Annotated in this window: 19 protein-coding genes; 5 read left to right on the plus strand and 14 right to left on the minus strand. The window is 70.7% G+C overall.

Annotation, left to right across the window (positions count from 1 at the left end; genetic code table 11):
* Positions 1 to 3: 3 nt before the first annotated feature.
* The 3 genes from AC1DIW_RS19870 to AC1DIW_RS19880 are packed head-to-tail and all read right to left on the minus strand — an operon-like array spanning position 4 to position 2,119.
* Positions 4 to 1,242 carry a lipid II:glycine glycyltransferase FemX gene (locus tag AC1DIW_RS19870; protein ID WP_478110361.1) on the minus strand — a complete coding sequence of 413 codons (1,239 nt, stop codon included), beginning with the start codon at positions 1,240 to 1,242 and terminating at the stop codon, positions 4 to 6.
* Positions 1,243 to 1,266: 24 nt separating this feature from the next.
* The gene (locus tag AC1DIW_RS19875) at positions 1,267 to 1,764 is read right to left on the minus strand and encodes a hypothetical protein (protein WP_442279902.1); all 498 of its coding nucleotides are present in this window, start codon (positions 1,762 to 1,764) and stop codon (positions 1,267 to 1,269) included.
* A complete protein-coding gene (locus AC1DIW_RS19880; protein WP_442279903.1) occupies positions 1,757 to 2,119 on the minus strand; it encodes a hypothetical protein in 363 nt (120 codons plus the stop codon). Before AC1DIW_RS19880 ends, AC1DIW_RS19875 begins: the two co-directional genes overlap by 8 nt.
* Before the next feature lie 182 nt (positions 2,120 to 2,301).
* Between AC1DIW_RS19880 and AC1DIW_RS19885 the strand changes: the two genes are divergently transcribed.
* Both AC1DIW_RS19885 and AC1DIW_RS19890 read left to right on the plus strand, forming a co-directional pair.
* Positions 2,302 to 3,747 (plus strand): ADP-ribosylglycohydrolase family protein, encoded by a 1,446-nt coding sequence (locus AC1DIW_RS19885; protein ID WP_478110364.1) that lies wholly within the window; start codon positions 2,302 to 2,304, stop codon positions 3,745 to 3,747.
* 81 nt (positions 3,748 to 3,828) lie between these two features.
* Positions 3,829 to 4,284 (plus strand): hypothetical protein, encoded by a 456-nt coding sequence (locus AC1DIW_RS19890; protein ID WP_478110365.1) that lies wholly within the window; start codon positions 3,829 to 3,831, stop codon positions 4,282 to 4,284.
* A 25-nt stretch (positions 4,285 to 4,309) separates the two neighbouring features.
* On the opposite strand, the gene AC1DIW_RS19895 is transcribed toward AC1DIW_RS19890, so the two are convergent.
* Positions 4,310 to 7,660 (minus strand): TM0106 family RecB-like putative nuclease, encoded by a 3,351-nt coding sequence (locus tag AC1DIW_RS19895; RefSeq protein ID WP_478110367.1) that lies wholly within the window; start codon positions 7,658 to 7,660, stop codon positions 4,310 to 4,312.
* A 94-nt stretch (positions 7,661 to 7,754) separates the two neighbouring features.
* On the opposite strand from AC1DIW_RS19895, the gene AC1DIW_RS19900 reads away from it, so the two are divergent.
* Positions 7,755 to 8,432, plus strand: coding sequence for a VOC family protein (locus tag AC1DIW_RS19900; protein ID WP_478110368.1), 678 nt, complete (start codon positions 7,755 to 7,757; stop codon positions 8,430 to 8,432).
* Positions 8,433 to 8,543: 111 nt separating this feature from the next.
* Here AC1DIW_RS19900 and AC1DIW_RS19905 read toward each other — a convergent pair whose 3' ends face one another.
* Entirely contained in the window at positions 8,544 to 9,131 is a 588-nt protein-coding gene (locus tag AC1DIW_RS19905) for a DoxX family protein (protein WP_478110370.1), read from the minus strand.
* 288 nt (positions 9,132 to 9,419) lie between these two features.
* Between AC1DIW_RS19905 and AC1DIW_RS19910 the strand changes: the two genes are divergently transcribed.
* Both AC1DIW_RS19910 and AC1DIW_RS19915 read left to right on the plus strand, forming a co-directional pair.
* Positions 9,420 to 10,040 (plus strand): DUF6318 family protein, encoded by a 621-nt coding sequence (locus AC1DIW_RS19910; protein ID WP_478110371.1) that lies wholly within the window; start codon positions 9,420 to 9,422, stop codon positions 10,038 to 10,040.
* A gap of 446 nt (positions 10,041 to 10,486) precedes the next feature.
* Positions 10,487 to 10,939, plus strand: coding sequence for a hypothetical protein (locus AC1DIW_RS19915; protein ID WP_478110372.1), 453 nt, complete (start codon positions 10,487 to 10,489; stop codon positions 10,937 to 10,939).
* Between the two features lie 26 nt (positions 10,940 to 10,965).
* On the opposite strand, the gene arfC is transcribed toward AC1DIW_RS19915, so the two are convergent.
* The 9 genes from arfC to AC1DIW_RS19960 form a co-directional block, all read right to left on the minus strand.
* Positions 10,966 to 11,397: a channel accessory protein ArfC gene (arfC, locus tag AC1DIW_RS19920; protein WP_478110374.1), complete on the minus strand. Its 432-nt coding sequence runs from the start codon at positions 11,395 to 11,397 to the stop codon at positions 10,966 to 10,968.
* Positions 11,394 to 11,672 (minus strand): hypothetical protein, encoded by a 279-nt coding sequence (locus tag AC1DIW_RS19925; protein WP_478110375.1) that lies wholly within the window; start codon positions 11,670 to 11,672, stop codon positions 11,394 to 11,396. Before AC1DIW_RS19925 ends, arfC begins: the two co-directional genes overlap by 4 nt.
* Positions 11,673 to 11,796: 124 nt before the next feature.
* Positions 11,797 to 12,231, minus strand: coding sequence for a hypothetical protein (locus AC1DIW_RS19930; RefSeq protein ID WP_478110379.1), 435 nt, complete (start codon positions 12,229 to 12,231; stop codon positions 11,797 to 11,799).
* A 96-nt stretch (positions 12,232 to 12,327) separates the two neighbouring features.
* Positions 12,328 to 13,137: an SDR family NAD(P)-dependent oxidoreductase gene (locus AC1DIW_RS19935; protein ID WP_478110381.1), complete on the minus strand. Its 810-nt coding sequence runs from the start codon at positions 13,135 to 13,137 to the stop codon at positions 12,328 to 12,330.
* Positions 13,130 to 14,656, minus strand: a complete 1,527-nt coding sequence (locus AC1DIW_RS19940) for an aldehyde dehydrogenase family protein (protein WP_478110383.1) — start codon at positions 14,654 to 14,656, stop codon at positions 13,130 to 13,132. Before AC1DIW_RS19940 ends, AC1DIW_RS19935 begins: the two co-directional genes overlap by 8 nt.
* Complete coding sequence (locus tag AC1DIW_RS19945; RefSeq protein WP_478110385.1) at positions 14,653 to 15,483, minus strand: ATP-binding cassette domain-containing protein; 831 nt, start codon at positions 15,481 to 15,483, stop codon at positions 14,653 to 14,655. Before AC1DIW_RS19945 ends, AC1DIW_RS19940 begins: the two co-directional genes overlap by 4 nt.
* Entirely contained in the window at positions 15,480 to 16,502 is a 1,023-nt protein-coding gene (locus tag AC1DIW_RS19950; RefSeq protein ID WP_478110387.1) for an ABC transporter ATP-binding protein, read from the minus strand. The genes AC1DIW_RS19945 and AC1DIW_RS19950 overlap by 4 nt, the downstream gene beginning before the upstream one ends.
* Entirely contained in the window at positions 16,499 to 17,416 is a 918-nt protein-coding gene (locus AC1DIW_RS19955; RefSeq protein ID WP_478110389.1) for an ABC transporter permease, read from the minus strand. The genes AC1DIW_RS19950 and AC1DIW_RS19955 overlap by 4 nt, the downstream gene beginning before the upstream one ends.
* Positions 17,413 to 18,363, minus strand: a complete 951-nt coding sequence (locus tag AC1DIW_RS19960; RefSeq protein WP_442279919.1) for an ABC transporter permease — start codon at positions 18,361 to 18,363, stop codon at positions 17,413 to 17,415. Before AC1DIW_RS19960 ends, AC1DIW_RS19955 begins: the two co-directional genes overlap by 4 nt.
* Positions 18,364 to 18,430: the final 67 nt, after the last annotated feature.

Consider the following 18,430-nt stretch of genomic DNA (forward strand, 5'->3'; position numbering starts at 1 on the left):
AGCTCAGATGTCGGCGCCGTCCTCCGCGGCGCGAGCGCCGTTGCGGCGCTCGTTGATCGCGATGCGGGCAGCCATGGCCCGGGCGAAGGCGAAGTGCCAGAACCTGCTGAGGACGAGCTCGCGCTCCCCCACCATCTCGACGACGTCGGCGCCGGCGCCGAGCTTGAAGAGCAGCAGGCCGGTGAGGGGGCTCGTGGCCCCGAGCGAGGTGTTGAAGCCCCGGAAGTCGTAGGCCTCGCACCCGGCTGCCGCGGCGTCGCGCATCGCCTGCCACTGCAGGGCGTTCGAGGCGCGGGCGTCGCGGTTGCGCTCGGTCGAGCCCCCGTAGAGGTAGGAGAAGGTGCGGCCGAACCGGATCATCAGCGCCGACGCGAGCACGTCGCCGTCGACGTGGGCCTCGTAGAAGCACGCCGATGCCGCACCGTCTATGCCGCCGTCGGACGCGAACGAGTTGGCCATGACCTCGAAGTACGCCTTGGGCCTGGGCAGGAAGTGGTCGCGCTCGGCCGACTCGACGTAGAGGGCGTGGAAGGTGTCCAGACCCTCCGGGCCGACGGTGCGCACCTGCACCCCGGCCTTCTCGGCCTTCTTGACGTTGCGGCGCCACTGCTGGTTCATGCCCTTGAGGAGGTCCGCGTCCGTGCGGTCGCGCAGGTCGACCACGCAGAGCAGGCGGGGCTGGCCGACCGCGACGCCGTCGGCACCGAGGGCGAGCCACTGGTTGCGGTCGAGCCAGGCTTCGAGGCGGCGGGCGGCGGGGTTGTCGACAGCGGCGGGGAGGCTCGTGAAGCTGAGCAGGCCGTTGTCGACGACCTGCTTCTTGACCGGCTCGCGGTCCCAGATGCGCGAGACGACGGGGTAGCCGAGGCGCAGCGCGAAGGCCTTGGTGCTCCTGGCCCACGCGACGAGCGGGTCGATCCAGGCCGACGGGTCGGTCGCGACGACGTCCCAGGGCAGGCCGGGGCCCTCCGGCAGGTAGGCGTAGGACCGGGAGAGGCGCGGGATGGTGCGTGAGAGCACGAGGCCCGCACCGACCCGGCGGCCCGAGGCGTCGAACCAGCCGAGGTGCGTGCGGCGCCAGCCCGCCTTGGCCCGGCCCCAGGCGGGCGTCTGGAGAAAGCTGCCGCCGAGCTCGAGGAGGGTCTCGACGGCCTCGTCGGCGCTGATCTCGCGAACCGTCAGGGGGCCGGCGACGGGTGTCGCCTGCGTCGTCGGCGCAGGGGCAGGGGTCTGCTCGGTCATGGCGGCCACCCTATCGGCGACGCGTCAGTCCGCCGACTGCGCCACCTCGGCGGCGGAGGCAGCACTGGCGCGGGCCGTGCGGCGGATCCACCACAGGCCGACGAGTGGCAGGAGGAGCGGCACGAAGCCGTAGCCCTGCCCGAAGTGTGACCAGACCGTCTTGTCCGGGAACGCCTGAGGTCTGAGCGCCGAGACAGTCCCGACGACGAGGACGCCGACCAGCTCGACGGACAGGGCGATGGTGGCCAGGCGCACCGACGCCCGGTCACCCCGTGCGAGCCCGACCGTCGCGACGAGGTAGATGACGGCCGCGACCGCCGAGAGGATGTAGGGCACCGGGGCCCGGTCGAAGTACTCGCTGATCTGCAGGATCGAGCGCCCCGTGGCGGCGAGCGCGAGGAGGCCGTAGACCGCGACGAGGAGACGACCGAAGCCGTGCCCGGTGTGCGGGGACTCGTGCTGCGACTCGTCGTGCGGCTCCGGCTGGGAGTCGGGCGGAGATTGGCGTTGCGGCTCAGGCATTGAGGCTCCAGACCTGCTGCAGACGGGCGACGAGGATGGCGACGACGAAGGCGCCCCCGAGCACGACGCCCATCGCCCACTGCGTCTTCTCCTTGACGGCGATGACGATCGTGGCCGGGATGACGAGCAGCACCGTGAAGAGGTAGGCGATGAAGGTCGCCCGCTCGGCGCCGTTGCCGATTGCAGACGCCTTGGCCAGGCCCACGACGAGCTGCACGAGCAGCGCGAGCTCGATGGCGGCGCCGACGACGATGACCGGGTCGTCGACGAGACGGCCCCGGAGAAGGTGGTGCGCGGCCATCAGGGCCAGCACGCCGCTTGCGACGAGCAGCACGACGGTCAGGGGTTGCAGCACGCGAGAAGCCTACGGCGTCGCCCTGGGGCGCCACGGGTCGGGCCGCGCCGTCCGCACCGGCGTCGAGGGCTGGACCGCACGTCCGGATGGATCGCGCCGGACGGTAGTTTTCCTGTGCGCCGCCCCCGAGGCGCGCCACCCCCAACGTGACCGACCGTCATCCACGCCACCGAGGAGCAGCCGTGCCGATCCGCCCCATCGCTGTCGACCGTGCGGCGGGGGTGCTGCTCGGTGAAGCCTGCGGCGACGCCCTCGGCGTGCCCTACGAGATGGCCGCACCACCGGTCGGTGAGGCCGTGATGAAGGGCGGTGGCCTCGGCCCGTACGAGCCGGGAGAGTGGAGCGACGACACGCAGATGACGCTCTGTGTGGCTCGGGTGGCAGCCCAGGGCACCGACCTCGCCTCGCCCGCGGGACTGGACGCCGTGTCCGAGGCTTTCACGGCGTGGCTCGACGGGGGCGCCATGGACGTGGGGACCCAGACGCGCTCCGTCCTGACGGAGGCGAAGCACCTCGCCGGCGCACCGCACGACCGCCTGACCCGCGCCAGCGAGGCGCTGCACGCGCGGACCGGGCTGACGGCCGGGAACGGGGCCCTGATGCGTACGTCCATCGTCGGGCTGTCGGCGCTCGAGGACCGCGACGCGACCGCGCGGGCCGCGCGGGCCATCGCCCTGCTGACCCACGCGGACCCGCTGGCCGGGGATTCCGCCGTGCTGTGGTCGGAGGCGATCCGGGTCGCGGTCACCGAGGGACGTCTCGACCTCGCGGCCGGGCTCGACCTCGTCAGCGCCGCCAACGTCGGCCGGTGGGGCGACTGGATCGAGGCTGCGACCGGAGCGGAGCCGGGCGGGTTCGGCGACAACGGCTTCACCGTGACCGCTCTGCAAGACGCCTGGGCCGCGATCACGACGACCGACCGGGGCGACGGCTCCGCCATGCACCTGCAGCGCGGCCTGCAGGCGGCGGTGCGGGCCGGACACGACACGGACACGGTCGCAGCCGTCGCAGGCGCGCTGCTCGGGGCACGGTACGGCGCCTCGGCCGTCCCGACCCAGTGGCGCCGTATGGTGCACGGCTGGCCCGGGCTGCGCGCGCACGACCTCGTCGAGCTTGCCGTCTCGACCTCGGTGGGTGGCCGTCGTCATGACGACTGGCCGTCCGTCACCTCGATGGGCGACCCACAGATCCCCACCATCGGGATCCCGCACCCGATCGACCCGGACATCGTCCTCGGCACCATCTCGGACCTCGGCCGGGTCCGCGAGCTCGACGTCCAGGCCATCGTCTCCCTGTGCGCGCTCGGCCTCGACGACATCCCGGCGACCGGGATGACCGCCCGCGACCACATCGAGTTCTGGATCAACGACGAGGAGCAGGAGGAGACGAACCCGCACCTCGACTTCGTCCTCGACGACGCGTCGTCGGCGCTGCGCCAGTTCCGGGCCGAGGGCAAGCGAGTGCTCGTGCACTGCCGCCACGGCGTCCAGCGGACCCCGGCCGTTGCCCTGCGGTATGCCGTCGACCTCGGTGTCGCCCCCGAGCTCGCCGAGCGGTCCATCCGGGACGCCCTGCCCGGCATCCGCGGCGAAGGCCGCCTCTGGGAGGTCGCCGCCCATGGCGCCTGAGGGCGGCTGCCCGTGCCGACCTCGTGGGAGGCACTTCCGCACGCTCTCTCCTACGCCGGACCGCCGCGCTAGGTTGCCGCCATGAGCGACATCGACCACCGGCGCCTCGGCGTGGACCTCTACAACGCGACCTGGGAGCTGCTCGACCGGGATGACCGGTCGGTCGAGGACGACGACGCGATGATCGCGCGGGCGCACGCGTCCTTCCACCACTGGACCCAGGTCGAGGACGTCCGCCCCACCAACGTCGGCCGTGGCCACTGGCTGTGCTCGCGGGTGCACGCCGTCCTGGGACAGGCGGACACGGCGGCCTACCACGCGGCGCGATACGTGGCGATCTCGCGGGCGGGGGACGTGGACGACTGGGACCTCGCGGCGGCCCTCGAGGCCTCGGCGCGGGCCGCGGCCGTCGGCGGCGACTTCGACGCTTCCGAGCGCTTCGAGGCCGAGGCCCGGCAGGTCTGCATGCGGGTCACCGACGTCGAGGACCGCGAGGTCGTCGAGGCAGACCTGGCGACGCTCCCCCGCCGTCCGTGACGTCGTCCCGCCGGCGAGGACGCGGTCAGACGGTCTTGGCCTCGTCGACGTAACGGCAGAGCGCGTTGACGGCGCGCAGCTCCTCGGGCGTGTGGACCTCCGCGTCGGTGAGCAGCGGGCTCCCGACGATGACGGCCATGGCCTTGGCGCGCGAGATGGCGACGTTGAGCCGGTGCAGGTCGTAGAGGAACGAGATGCCGCGGGGCGCGAGTGCCGCCGTCGTGCTCGCCAGCGAGTAGATGACGACGGCGCCCTGCTGTCCCTGGAACTTGTCGACCGTCCCGACCCGCGCGCCATCAGGCAGTTCGGCGCTCAGCGTTGCGACGTGCGCGTTGTACGGGGCGACGATGAGGATGTCGGAGAGCTCGATGGGCAGCGAGTCCCCTTCTGCGGTGGTCCAGCTGCCGCGCAACAGGTCGTCCACGAGGGCGCGGACGACGGCGGCCTCCTGGCCGTTCGACTGCTCGGCGAGGTTCTCGTGCTCGACCGGCACCCAGCGGAGTCCGTCTCCCGAAAGCGCGCCCGGCGCCTCCACCGAGAGCCGCTCCCGGCCGGGCGCCGACTCGAGGCGACCCTCGTAGGCGAGCTCGGAGACGAACGCCGTAAGACTCGGGTGCATGCGGTGCGTGCGGTCGAGGAAGACGCCCCGGTCGGCGGGGATGACGTCGTGGACGAGACCGTCGTCCGTGGTGCGCAGGTGGTCGAGGGCCGACACGCCGGATCCGTACGGGTGGACCGCCTTGGTCGGCTGGGTCAGCTGCTGGGGGTCGCCGAGCAGGACGAGCGAGCGCGCGGCCGGGGCGACGGCCAAGGCGTTGGCGAGCGAGAACTGACCCGCCTCGTCGATGACGAGCACGTCCACCGCCTCGACCATGTCGTCACGGGACCAGAGCCAGGCAGTGCCACCGACGAGCGTGGCCTCGCCGCTCGCGAGGGCGGCCGCGATCGCGGCGTTGTCGGAGGTGTGATGGATCAGGGCGTTGGGATCGTCGGGCTCGACTCCCTCCTCGACGTTGCTGCCGTCCTTGTGCCATGCGGGTCGCGCCACCTCGTCGAGGAGGTTGAGCACGACGGCGTGCGACTGCGCCGTGACACCGACTCGGAGCCCCGCGTCGAGCAGCTCGCGAATCAGGGCCGACCCGGCATACGTCTTGCCCGTGCCGGGCGGGCCCTGGACCGCGAGCACCTCGCCTTTGAGCGTGCGTCCGACCCGGACGACGACGTCCTTGGGGGTCTCGTCGCGGCGAGCCGTGAGCACGTCGCCGGTCGGGACGAGACGCTCGATGAGTCGCGTCGCGAGGTTGCTTCCCCCGGCGAGCACCAGCTCTCCGGTGCGGGCGATGCTGGCGCGCAGCACGGCGTCCATGACGGGCCCGGGTCCGCCGAGACCGCGTGGTCGTGGCGGCGCGAGAGACTTCTTCATCGACAGCTCGACCCAGCCCTCGACCGGGTCGATGGCGACGACCTTGCCGACCGGCGCGTGGGTGTCGACGTCGGGGACGTACTTGCCGACCGCCACCTTGCAGTCCTGCGGTGGGAACGGGTAGCGCCACACCTTGGAGAGCTTGACGACGCGCATTTCCTCGGGCTCCCCGAGGTCACCGATCGCGGTGCCGTCCTCGACGAGCTCAGGGGTCTCGAGCTCCTTGTAACGGAAGAAGTCCCACCACTCCGGGCGCTTCTCGCGCCGATGCCACCCCACGAGTCCGGCGAGGAGCTCGTGCCCGCGGTCGACGAGCCGGTCCGCGAGGGCGATCTCGGCGCGTTCCTCGTCGGAGATCTCGCGCAGCTTCTCCGGCACGGGCCGGGTCAACGCATGACCGGACCGCTCGAGCTCGGCCCGCCGGTCCTCGAGCCACTCGTGCAGGGCCAGCGTCGAACGGACGTCCTCCTCGTTGTAGCGGCGAATGTCGTCGAGGATGGCCTGGTCGGCCGAACCGTCGTCCCGTCCGGCGAGCCAGCGTTCGTACTCGACGACGGACGACAGACCGTCGGCCACACCTGCGCCGTCAGCGGATCTCGTGTGGCCCCAGTAGAACTCCTCGAGCTTCTTGATCGAGTAGGACCCCTTGCTGATGCGCACGCCCTGTCGCACCACAGCGTAGAGGTCGACGAACACCTCGTGCCGCAACAGCTGGTCGAGCTCGGCCTCGCGGGTGGCGTGCTGCCCGACGAGCCGCTTCAGGGCCGTCGTCTCGTAGGGCGCGTAGTGGTAGACGTGCATGTCGGGATGACGCCGCCACCGGTCGGTGAGCCAGTCGAGCAGCCCGGCCGTCAGACGCCCCTCCTCGGCGAAGTCATGCGCCCAGAACTCGACGAACTCTCCCTGACGGGTCCACAGGCCCGCGAGGTACTCACGCCCCGCGCCGCCCTCGGCCCACGGGTCGCCCTCGAAGTCGAGGTAGACGTCGCCCTCGTCGGGCTCAGGCAGCATCTGCAGACCCCGACCCGGCTCGGGGTCGAGCAGCTCGTACTGCGCCTGACCCGTCTCACGCTCGGCGAGCTGCAGCCGGGCCTGCTGGAGCAGCCGACGTCGCGTGGCGATCGACAGGGCCGGCGCCAGCAGCTCCTCAGTCGACTGCGCCAGCGACCGCAGGGTCGGGATGCCGAGGTCGATCAGCGCTGACCGGTGGTCCGCACGCATGCCCGCGACCTGGATCAGGTCGTCGCGGTCAAGCCACTCCTGCGCGCAGCGCTCCTTCCACCGGCACTGCCCGCAGTGCTGCACCCGCGCCGACTCGGTCTCGCGCGGCTGGGCGATGGCGTCGAGCAGCTCGGCACGGCGACGGCGCGCGTAGGGGGCGACGTCGACGAGACGCCACGGGTGCGACTCGGCGTCACCTGTGACGACGGTCAACCACTGCGGAGGGACGCCCTGGAGCAGCTCGAGGCGGGCCGCATACGTCGCCATCTGGAGCAGGGCGGGAACCTTGAGCCGACGAGCGAGCTTGGTGTCGGCGATGTCGTAGCGCCAGGGGCCCAGGTCGCTCGGTTCGTCGACGCGCAGCAGGAAGTCGGCAAGCCCCACCCAGTGACCGTCGAAGAACGTCGCCTGGTAGATGACGTCGACGCCGCGGCGCATCGCGTCGACGGTCGCAGCCTCGGCCTCGACACCGCGCAGCCCGAGCGACGCGATGTCCTCGACGACCCGCCCCTCGGCCACGAGTCGGTCGAGGTAGGCGCGTTCGTGCTGGAGACCCTTGGCGAAGACGAGGTTGAGCGAGTCGTCGGCGCCGGTCGCAGCCACCCGCGGGCTGCCGCCCCGAGCGGCCGCCGCATCGAGCGCCTCGAGATCGAGGGTCGTGATGTGCGCGCAGGCGACGTGCTTCGTCAGGTCCGTGGGACTCAGGACGAGGTGGCCGTCGATGCGCTGCATGGAGCCGAGTATGCCGCCCGGCACCGACAGGCTCCTCGTCGTGTCGTCCCTGAGGATGGGAAGGCCAGGTGCCGCATGGGTTTACGGTCATCCCATGCCGCTCGCGACGTACAAGGACCTGTGCATCGACGCCATCGACCCGCATGCCCTGTCCGCGTTCTGGGGCCCGCTCCTGGACTGGGAGGCACACCCGCACGACGACGGCGGCTCGTGCCTGCGCGTCGGTGACGAGGTCCGGGTGTGGGTCAACCAGGTGCCGGAGCCCAAGACCGCGAAGAACCGTCTCCACCTGGACATCCGGGCCGCCTCGCTGCAGCCCGCACTGGACGCCGGCGCCGTGGTCCACGACGAGCAGCCGCGCTGGACGGTGCTGTTCGACCCCGACGGACAGGAGTTCTGCGTCTTCCTCCGGGACGAGCCGGTCAGGGAGCCGGCCTACGAGCTCGTCTGGGACGTCACGGGCGACGAGGACGCTGCCCACCGACTCGCCCGCTGGTGGGGCGAGACCCTCGGCGGCGACGTCGTCCGCGATGAGGGCTGGAGCCATGTCGAGAACGTGTCGGGGCTGCCGTTCGAGGCGATCGTCTTCCAGCCCGTGCCCGAGGACAAGACGACGAAGAACCGCATCCACATCGACGTGACGACCGACGACGTGGGGGCCCTCGTGGTCGCTGGCGCGAGGGCGGTCCGGGAGAAGGGCGACGGCGGCATCGGCTGGACCGTCATGGCCGACCCCGCCGGCAACGAGTTCTGCGCCTTCACGCCCGACTGACCAGCGCGCCCGGCGCAGCAGGAAGGCGGCCCTCCGAGGAGGACCGCCTTGCTGCTCGGGCTCGAGGCCCGGGCTGGTGACCGTGTCAGGGGATCGCGGTCACCGACCCACTCACCGCAGGAAGCCGTTACCGACGTGGCGGCCCCACCACTTGCCAAGGCCCCAGGTGTCCCCGGCGAGCGTCGTGGCGAGAACCGCGATGCCCAGTGCCTCGATCCAGTGGCTGTCGAAGAGCGGGTTGGTGTAGGCGCCGGTGGTGCCGAGGGGGAACTCGGCGAGGTACATCAGCGCGAGAAGGAGGCCGGCAGTCCAGGCTGCGAGCTTGAGGCCGGCGCCGGCGAGGAGGGCGATGCCGATGCCGAGGAGGCCGGCCATGAACAGCCAGTCGGCCCACGGGCCGGCGATGTTCTTGAAGAAGCTGGCGAACGGACCCTCAGCACCCTTCATGAATCCTTGGGCGGGCGCGCCGCCGTGGATCCAGGCCTTGGCCGCAGGGGTCATGTAGCCGAAGCCGAACATCTTGTCGAGGAAGGGCCAGAGGAAGGTGAAGCCGAGCACGATGCGCAGACCCGCGAGGAACTTGCGAGCCAGGGACGACCGAACCACCTCCTCCTGGAAGGTGACGACGCCCTTGGTGGGGTCATGCGCGGTGCCTGGCGCGGTGCCTTGCGCATGCGTGTCGCGGGGGATGGTGCCCATTGAACTCAACTCCAGAACTCGATATGTGTTCCGGCAGCTTCTCTGTCGGTACTACACAGCGTAGTAGTCGCTCCGGACGGCCGCCACCCATTCGAATGTGATCTGCGGGACAGCGGTGCACTGGGCTGCGACCTGACGGCCCATATATCCGAAGGCCCTGTGGATGACGGACCACGCTCGGGATGCGGGTGCGAGACGATCGTCGTAGGTTGCCGACGAGGGACGACGGCGTGAACGCACGTCAGACGATGCAACCGCACGAAGGTCGACGATCAACAGGGGACGCCGATGACCGCAGCCGCCACACCGCACCGACACCGCACGCTCCTTCCGTATGCCGCAGCGCTCGTTGCGGTCGCCACGCTGGGTGCGTGCACGGGCCGAGACCCCGGACCGAGCAGGACGACTCCCCCGGCAAGCACCACCACGTCGGCGTCGCCCACGACGACGACAACCACGCCCGTCCCCAGCCCAACGACCTCCGTCGACCCGGTAATCGCGAAAATCCCAGCCAACGCCCGCCCGGAAACACAAGCAGGCGCTGCCGCTTTTTCTGAGTTCTATTTTGAACAATTGAACCGCTCATTCAAGGATGCGTCGCCGGAACTTCTCGAGGGACTTTTTGAGTCGTCATGCAAGATCTGTGTCGACCTGCACAAGTCCGCAAGCGAGCTCAAAGCCGCCTCTCAGCATCATGACGGTGACACGCTCAAGGTCACGTTCTCCTCGGCGACGATCTTTAACTCGCGCCAGCGCCAGGTCCTAGTGAAACTCGACCAGTTCGCCGTGCCCATCGTGGATAGTCATGGCAAACGGGTTGACACTACAAAGGCCGGTTCTGGAGCATTTGTGGCCGTCGTGACTTACAAAGACCATTGGGTGATTACCGACTTAGGCCGGCCTTCATGAGGAGGGCACGCTTGGCGTTGGTAGCGTGCCTCGCCGCCCTGTCCATCGTCCTATTACCCGACGACGCGTTCGCTTGCAGCGGGAAGGACGTTGTCGGGTGCGAGACCACGAATGATTATGCAACGGTCGGTCTGCTGAGTCGCGAGCAACTAAAGGCTTTACCGAAATTCCCAGGTGACGACGGGGCAACAGTCATAGAAGCGGATGAGAAGCGACCGTACTACGAGTACCGAACCCTGGCGGATTGCGATGAGGCTCTGCCAGGTACTCCCAACCAGGACGTCCTTTGCAGCAAAGCGCTAAAGGCTTGTCCGCCCAACACGGTCGGCCCGCTTGCCCGAGTATGGAGACGAGCAGTCATGGACGGGCGAGTCGTTGAGCCTTGGAACAGTGTGGGCCTCACATGTCACACCGACGTGGCGCCGGGGTCTCGGCCGACGTTGACGATGGCTGATCTGAAGGCTGCCTTCATGCGGACGCCGTGGTCGAAGCCGCAGATCTCGAGCCAGCCGGCCGGCAACACGACCCTCGTGAACCTGACGACGTTCTACAAGGTCAACTGGGCGGTCGAAGGATTCCGGCCCGGCGAGGTCGACCGGTCCGTGCTGCGCGGCATCCCCGTGCAGATCCGCCCCAAGCTCGTCGGGTTCACCTACGTGTTCGGCGACGGCTCGACCGTGGGTCCCACCACATCAACGGGCGGCGTCTACCCCAGCGGAGACATCACGCACGTCTACCGAATGAAGGGCGAGTACCCGGTCCGAGTGGATACGACCTTCGGGGCCGATTTCAGCCTGGACGGCTCCACGTGGGACGAGATCCCCTCGACCGTCACCGTGCCGGGCCCGTCGACGACCATCACAGTTCGTGAGGCCAAGGGCGTCCTCGTCAACCACTGACGGAAATCCGCTACGGCGTCCTCATGTCACGGTGTCTTCGGGGTCTCGGTGTGCTGCTCGACCTGCTCGTCGATGGCCGCCACTCCGTCAGGGTCGCCGACGCCCGCCACGTCACCGTTGGGTGTCGCATCCGCGACGGGCGGAGTGCTCCGCTCAGGAGCATCGTCCGCCCGGCCCGACATGAGCGCATCCTCGTCCTCGGCGTCGCGATCCCATGCCTCGGCAGCACCCGAGGCGTCGGACGTGGCGGTGTGAGCCCCACCGAAAGCGCTCGCTGCGTCCTCGACGTCGTCGACCTCGACGTCTGCGGAGCTGCCCGTGCCCTCCGCAGCCTGCCCGTCGGCGCCCCCCGGCACCTGGTCCTCTGCCGACACCACCCGAGTCACCCGCTTCACGGTGAGGAACCACGTGGTCACTGCCCCTAGGACGAACGCGGCGGCCACGAGCAGCCACTTCATCGTGCGGTCTCCGGCCGGACCCCGATGAGACCGGCGAACGCCTCATCCTCCGAACTCGCGGCCACCACACGGCCAGCCACCGCGATCGCCGTGAGCGAACCCACGACAAACCCGACGATGCTCCACAGGAACACGCTCCAGAAGCCACTGTCGCTGCGTCCGATCAAGCCGATCAGCACCGTCCCGACGACGAGCGCCGTCCACCAGGCGCCGCCGACATCGCGTCGGTAGGCGCGCTTCACCGTCTTCCCACCGCTGGGGACCTGCTGGGCCATGGGTCCTCCGAGGTTCGGACGTCCAAGCCGCAGTCGCGACCACGACTTGGACGCTACCCCGATGCACCCGGGGCGCAAGGGAACGCCACGGCATCTTCCCCACGCCGTGTCGTCCCCCTGCCCCTCAGGCCGCTGCGCGGTCTCCCTCAGGAGGCAGCGCCGCGACATCGTCCAGCGCCGCGATCGCCACGGCGTGCAACGTGAGCCCAGTCTCGCGACAGGCACCCTCGAAGGCGGCACGGAGATCCCGGTCTCGTGGGGTCGGCGTCGCGCCGCCCGGTCGCGCGATCACCATGACGACGTCGTGCACATCATGGCGCGAGACCTCGGTCAGCAGCAGGCGGACGCCCTCGAGGACCTCACCCACGCCCAGGCGCCGCGGGTCGTCCGGCAGACAGATCGGCTGGAGCAGGTGGAGGTTGGGGTGGCAGAGCAGCAGGTAGGTGGCGCCGTCTGACCGCGACTGCTCCGGCACGATGAGGTCGACCACCCCCTCGAAGACGTCGGGGTCGGTGATCGGTCGTTGGGCCCAGTCCCGCGGGAGTTCCTCGAAGTGCATGGGTCGAGCATGGCTGCGACCGGTGACAGTCGGTGCGCGTTGTCCACACGCCCCCCTGTCGGACCCGACCGCAGCCGACCCACTCGCAGCTGCACATCACATCGGCGGCGTGTACCGCCCGTCGATGACGGTCCACCCGCCGTCGACGAAGAGCTGGCTCCCGGTGACGAAGGACGACGCGTCCGAGGCGAGATAGACGACCGCGCCCACCAGCTCGTCCGGCCGGGACCACCGGCCCAACGCGCTCTTGCTCGCGTAGGCCTGGGACCACTCCGGCACCGCACGGATCTGCGCCGTGAGCGGCGTGTCGACGATGCCGGGCGCGACGGCATTGACGCGCACCCCCTGCCCCCCCAGCTCGACGGCGGCCGCCCGCAGCAGCTGGACGAGGCCAGCCTTGGTGGCGGCATAGACGCCCTGCCCCGGCTCGACGGTCACCGCACGGATCGAGCTGAAGCCGACGATGCTGCCCCGCCCGCGCTCGGCCATGCCGGCACCGAACGCGCGCACGAGCTCGAAGGAGGAGCGCAGGTTGAGCCCGACGACGCGGTCGAACTCCTCTGCCGTGTAGTCGAGCACCCGTTTGCGCACGTTGGTGGCCGCCGTGAAGACGAGCACGTCGACGTCGCCGAGGTCGGCCGCCGCCCGTGCCACGGCGTCGGCGTCGGTCACGTCGAGCTCGTAGACCTCCGTGCCGGCCCCGAGGGCCGCCGTCTCCTCGGCGGCCTCCAGGTTGCGGTCCGCGCACACGACGTCCGCTCCGTGCGCGGCCAGGGCGAGCGCGCTCTCCCGGCCGATGCCGCTGCCGGCGCCCACGACGACCGCACGCCGGCCGTCCAGCCGGAACAGTCGTGAGTAGTCCGGCCGGGCCGTCCCGGTGGTCTGGTCGGTCTCGGGCTCACCCATGCGCACGTCCCTGCTTCTCCGGCACCACTGCCGGTTCGGTCGCGGCCGGGGCTGAGGTCCCCGCCGCCGATGGTCGGATGATCGCCATCCGCGTCACCGTCAGCTCCTCGATGGCGAATCGCGGGCCTTCGCGGCCGACGCCGCTGTCCTTGACGCCCCCGTAGGGCATGACGTCGGACCGGAAGCCCGGCACCTCGTTGACGACGACCCCACCGGCCTCGATCCGGTCGATCGCCGCGAACGCAGAGCCGAGGCCCTCGGTGAAGACGCTCGCGTGCAGGCCGTAGCGCGACCGGTTGACGACGTCGATGGCAGCGTCGAGGTCGGGCACCGACCGCACGACGACCACCGGTCCGAAGACCTCCTCGTCCCAGGCGAGCTGGCCGTCCGGCACATCGAGCAGCACCGTCGGCTCGAGGACGCCGTGGCGTATGCCGCCACCGTGCACGAGGGTGCCCCCGGCCTCGCAGCCGGCGCGAACCCACTCGACCACGCGCTCGGTCGATCGGGGGTCGATGAGGGCCGAGACGCGGGTCGCCTCGTCCCGCGGGTCACCGACGACGACCCGATCCATGCGGGCGGCGAGCGCCGCCAGGAAACGCGCGCGCGCCGTCTCGACGACGACCACCCGCTGCACACTGATGCAGGCCTGCCCCGAGGCGTAGTAGCCGCCCCGGACCACGGCGTCCGCGGCCGCTTCCACGTCCGCGTCAGCAGCCACGACAAGGGCAGCGTTCGAGCCGAGCTCGAGCAGCACCTTCGTCGGCGCCGCGTCCTTGGCGATGCGGTGACCGACCGCGGCCGAACCGGTGAAGGAGACCGCCGCGACGCGCGAGTCAGTCGTCAGGGCCGCACCCACGTCGACCCCACCGGTGACGAGCTGCACCCCTGAGCGCGGACCGCCGGCCGCTGCCAACGCCTCGCGCAGCACGTGCACGAGCCACAGGGTGGCGAGCGGGGTCTGGGGCGCCGGCTTGAGGACCACCGGGCAGCCCGCGGCGAGTGCCGGGGCCAGCTTGTGCACGGCGAGCAGCAGCGGGTAGTTGAACCCGGCGATCCCGACGACGATGCCGATCGGCTTGCGGACCCAGAAACCCATGAGCCCCTCGCCGCTCGGCAGCAGGTCCAGCGGCACCGTCTCGCCGTGGAGACGTGCGACCTCCTCGGCCGCGGTCACGAGGGTCAGCAGGGTCCGGTCGACCTCCACGCGACAGTCGACGAGCGGCTTGCCGGTCTCGAGCACGAGCAGACGCTCGACGTCCGCGCGTCGCTCCGAGAAGACGCGGTGCGTCTCCATCAGGGCGGCCCGACGCGCGTGCGACGGAAGGGAACCCATCCGCTCGCGGACGCTGGCGGCATACGAAAGCGCTTGCAGCGCAATCTCGCTCGTTCCAACTGGAGCCGAGGCGACGCCCTCACCCGTGAAGGGGAACGTCACGGTCGCCGTCTTGGGCGCGTCGACCCACCCGTCGCCGACCGGGAGCCCGACGGGGTGTTCCGGGGTGTAGCTGGTGCTCACGATGCGTCTCCAAGGAGGTCTGCCGTGCCTGCCCCTGCGAGGGCGCGGCGCATGCTCGGCGCCGCGCGCAGGAGGCGCTGGGTGTAGGGGTGCTGGGGGGCGTCGAAGATCTGTTGCGTCGACCCGGTCTCGACGATCTCGCCCTCGCTCATGACCGCCACGCGGTCGCAGACGTGCCGCACCACGGACAGGTCGTGCGAGACGAAGACGAGCGTGAGCCCGAGCTCGCCGACGAGATCGGTGATGAGGTTGAGCACCTGGGCGCGCACCGACACGTCGAGGGCACTGACGGGCTCGTCGGCGAGCAGGATCGACGGCGACGGCGCGAGCGCCCGTGCGATCGAGATGCGCTGGCGCTGGCCGCCCGAGAACTGGTGCGGGAACCGATCGGCTGCCTCCGGGCTCAGGCCCACGGCGTCGAGCAGCTCAGCGACGCGCGCCCGCCGGTTGGGCAGCCGCTGCGCCACGAGCGGCTCGGCGATGATGTCGCGGACCCGCATGCGCGGGTCGAGCGAGCCCATCGGGTCCTGGAAGACCAGCTGCAGGCTCGAGCGCAGGAAGCCGAGCTTTCGCTCGGGGACGCCCGAGACGGTCTGGCCCTCGACCTGCACCTCACCGCTCGTCGGCTGGTCCAGACCGGCGAGGAGGCGCATGAGCGTCGACTTGCCGCATCCGGACTCACCGACGATGCCGAAACGCTCCCCGCGTGCCACCTCGAACGAGACGCCCTTGAGCGCCTCGACGACCGGCCCGGCCTGCCGCACCGAGGTGCGCGGTCGTCGGTAGGTGCGACGCAGCTCGTGCACGCGGATGGCTGGAGTCGTCATGACTGACGCTCCTCGTCCGCGGGATGGTGACAGGCGTAGCCGTCCCCGGGGTCCGACCCGGTCCACACCGGGTCCGTGGCGCACACCTCGGTGGCGTGGTCGCAGCGGCTGCGGAAGACGCACCCGTCGGGGAAGGCGCCGGCCGGCGGCACGGTGCCGCGGATCGTGGGCAGCCTCCCTCCGGGGACGGCGACGTCGAGGTCGGACGCGGCGAGCAGCCCCTGGGTGTAGCGGTGGCGCGGCCGCCGGAAGACCTCGCGGACCGGACCCGCCTCGACGACCCGACCGCCGTACATCACGAGGACGCGCTCGCACACCGTCGCGACAACGGAGAGGTCGTGCGTGATGAAGAGCATCGCCGAGTCGCGCGCCGTCACGCCACGGACGATGAGGTCGAGCACCCGGGCCTGCACCGTGACGTCCAACGCCGTGGTCGGCTCGTCGCAGACCAGCAGCGCCGGGTCGTTGGCCAGGGCGATGGCCAGGACGACGCGCTGGCGCTGGCCTCCGGAGAGCTGGTGGGGGTATGCCCTCGCTGCGTCCCGCGGGTCGGGCAGCCCGACCTGGTCGAGGAGCTCCACCGCCCGTGCACGTGCGGCACGCCGGTCGGGGCCACCGCGGCCCGCGTGCGTGGTGATCGCCTCCGCGACCTGGTCGCCCACCCGCATCGTCGGGTTGAGCGCCGTCATCGGCTCCTGGAACACCATGGCGACGTCTCGACCTCGGAGCGCGGCCAGGTCACGCTCCCGTGCCCCGACGAGGTCGGCGTCCACTCCCGCGAGCCGGATGGAGCCGCTGACCCGGGCGTCGTCGGGCAGCAGCCCGAGGAGTGCCAGGCTGGTCAGCGACTTGCCGGAACCGGACTCGCCGATGAGGCCGACGCGCTCGCCCTTGCCGATGCTGAACGAGACGTCGTGCAGGAGGTGGAAGCGACCGAGCTGCACGTCGAGGTGCTGCACGTCGAGCACCCGGGACGTCGGCAAATCAGTCGGGCGCGCTTGCGCGGCAACGGCGCTCATCGTCGGTCCTCCAGCCGGGGATCGTAGTGGTCACGGAGTCCGTCACCGAGCAGGTTGAACCCGAGGACGGCCACCGCGATGGCGATGCCCGGAACGATCGCGAGCCGCGGGGCCGAGAAGAGCAGCTCCTGGCTCTCCTGGAGCATCCGGCCCCAGCTCGGCGTGGGCGGGGGCGTGCCGAATCCGAGGAACGAGAGCGCCGCCTCGGCCAGCACGGCGATCGCGAACGAGACCGAGGCCTGCACGATGACCAGCCCGCTGACGTTCGGCAGCACGTGGCGCAGTCCGATGGCCCATGGTCCACGTCCCGCCGCTCGCGCCGCCATGACGTATTCGGTGCCCAGCACCTGCATCGCCCCGCTGCGGACGACGCGCACGAAGCTCGGGACCGAGGCGATGCCGATGGCGACCATGGCCACGAGGGTGCTCCCGCCGTAGACGGCGCTGAACATGATGGCGAGCAGCAGCGCGGGGAAGGCGAGGAGCAGGTCCATGCCGCGCATGAGCGGCTCGCCCACCCCGCGGTGTGCCATGGCCGCGATGATGCCGAGCGGGACGCCGACCAGTCCGGCGAGACCGACGGCGACCAGGCCGACGAACAACGTGGTGCGGGCGCCGACGAGGACCTGGCTCAGCACGTCCCGGCCGAGCTTGTCCGTGCCGAGCAGGTAGTCCGGGTCGCCGATCGGGCGCAGCCGGGCCGAGGCGTCGACGAACGTCGGGTCGTGCGGCGTCCAGACGAACGAGACGAGCGCCATGAGGACGACGACACCGACGATGCCCGCGCCGACGAAGAAGCTGGCCCCTGGGCGACGCCGTGGACTCAGGGGTGCCGGGGCGGGCTCCATCGCGACGTCGGGTGCGGTCGGCCCGTCGAGTGACACGACGGGGCGAGGCATGTGGTCGGCGCTCATCGGGTGGCCACCTTCAGTCTCGGGTCGATGACGAGATAGAGCAGGTCGACGACGAAGTTGACGAGGAGCACGGCCAGGACGAGCAGCATGACGATGTCCTGGACGAAGATGAGGTCGCGGTTGGCCACCTGGTCGAGCAGGAGGCTGCCGAGCCCCGGGATGACGAAGACGCGCTCCACCACGACCGCCCCGATGAGCAGGGTGGCGAGCTGGAGGGCGAGGACGGTGACGACCGGGATCGCTGCGTTGCGGAACCCGTGCCGGCGCAGCGCCCGCATGGGGCCAAGGCCCTTGGCACGTGCCGTGCGGATGTAGTCCTCGCGCTGCACGTCGAGGATCGCGCTGCGGACGTAGCGGGTCAGCACGGCGCCCTGCACGAGGCCGAGCGCGAGCACGGGCAGGACGAGCTGGCGCAGGAACTGGACGGGGTCCTCGTTGGGCGGCGTCCAGCCGTTGGCGGGCAGCCACTGCAGCTTCACGGCGAACACGGTGACGAGCAGGATGCCGGCGAGGAAGGCGGGCACGGCCACGCCGACCTGCGAGATCGCGGACAGCACCAGCCCGCTCGGGCGGCGCTGTCGCAGGGCCATCACCGTGCCGAAGGGGATCGCGATGACGAGGGCGAGCACCATCGAGCACACGACGAGCCAGAGGGTCACCTGCAGGCGGTCGACGATCTGCGGGGCGATCGCCACCTTGGACACGTAGCTGGTGCCGAGGTCGAACCGCAGGAATCCCCCGACCCACGAGAGGTACTGGGTCACCAGCGGCTGGTCGAGGCCGAACTGCTGCCGCAGCTGTGCGACCGAGGCGTCGGAGGCGTTGACGCCCAGCGCAACCCGTGCCGGGTCGCCCGGTAGCAGCGCCATGAAGACGAAGACCAGCATGGAGCTGACGACGAGACTCGCGACGAGCGCCGCCGTGCGTCTGAGGATCTGGAGCAGCATCGATGTCCTGTCAGGGTCGAGGGACGCAGGGTCCGACTCGAGTCGGGGCGCGAGGGACCGGCCGGTG

Source organism: Terrabacter sp. 01T434, from assembly GCF_056398545.1.

Excerpts from the sequence above, each read along its gene's own strand:
- AC1DIW_RS19875 (WP_442279902.1), bottom strand. The coding sequence starts at position 1,764 with ATGCCTGAGCCGCAACGCCAATCTCCGCCCGACTCCCAGCCGGAGCCG.
- AC1DIW_RS19870 (WP_478110361.1), bottom strand. The coding sequence starts at position 1,242 with ATGACCGAGCAGACCCCTGCCCCTGCGCCGACGACGCAGGCGACACCC.
- AC1DIW_RS19925 (WP_478110375.1), bottom strand. The coding sequence starts at position 11,672 with ATGGCCCAGCAGGTCCCCAGCGGTGGGAAGACGGTGAAGCGCGCCTAC.
- AC1DIW_RS19895 (WP_478110367.1), bottom strand. The coding sequence starts at position 7,660 with ATGCAGCGCATCGACGGCCACCTCGTCCTGAGTCCCACGGACCTGACG.
- AC1DIW_RS19915 (WP_478110372.1), top strand. The coding sequence starts at position 10,487 with ATGGCTGATCTGAAGGCTGCCTTCATGCGGACGCCGTGGTCGAAGCCG.
- arfC (WP_478110374.1), bottom strand. The coding sequence starts at position 11,397 with ATGAAGTGGCTGCTCGTGGCCGCCGCGTTCGTCCTAGGGGCAGTGACC.
- AC1DIW_RS19945 (WP_478110385.1), bottom strand. The coding sequence starts at position 15,483 with ATGACGACTCCAGCCATCCGCGTGCACGAGCTGCGTCGCACCTACCGA.
- AC1DIW_RS19955 (WP_478110389.1), bottom strand. The coding sequence starts at position 17,416 with ATGAGCGCCGACCACATGCCTCGCCCCGTCGTGTCACTCGACGGGCCG.
- AC1DIW_RS19900 (WP_478110368.1), top strand. The coding sequence starts at position 7,755 with ATGCCGCTCGCGACGTACAAGGACCTGTGCATCGACGCCATCGACCCG.
- AC1DIW_RS19905 (WP_478110370.1), bottom strand. The coding sequence starts at position 9,131 with ATGGGCACCATCCCCCGCGACACGCATGCGCAAGGCACCGCGCCAGGC.
- AC1DIW_RS19910 (WP_478110371.1), top strand. The coding sequence starts at position 9,420 with ATGACCGCAGCCGCCACACCGCACCGACACCGCACGCTCCTTCCGTAT.
- AC1DIW_RS19890 (WP_478110365.1), top strand. The coding sequence starts at position 3,829 with ATGAGCGACATCGACCACCGGCGCCTCGGCGTGGACCTCTACAACGCG.
- AC1DIW_RS19960 (WP_442279919.1), bottom strand. The coding sequence starts at position 18,363 with ATGCTGCTCCAGATCCTCAGACGCACGGCGGCGCTCGTCGCGAGTCTC.
- AC1DIW_RS19935 (WP_478110381.1), bottom strand. The coding sequence starts at position 13,137 with ATGGGTGAGCCCGAGACCGACCAGACCACCGGGACGGCCCGGCCGGAC.
- AC1DIW_RS19950 (WP_478110387.1), bottom strand. The coding sequence starts at position 16,502 with ATGAGCGCCGTTGCCGCGCAAGCGCGCCCGACTGATTTGCCGACGTCC.
- AC1DIW_RS19930 (WP_478110379.1), bottom strand. The coding sequence starts at position 12,231 with ATGCACTTCGAGGAACTCCCGCGGGACTGGGCCCAACGACCGATCACC.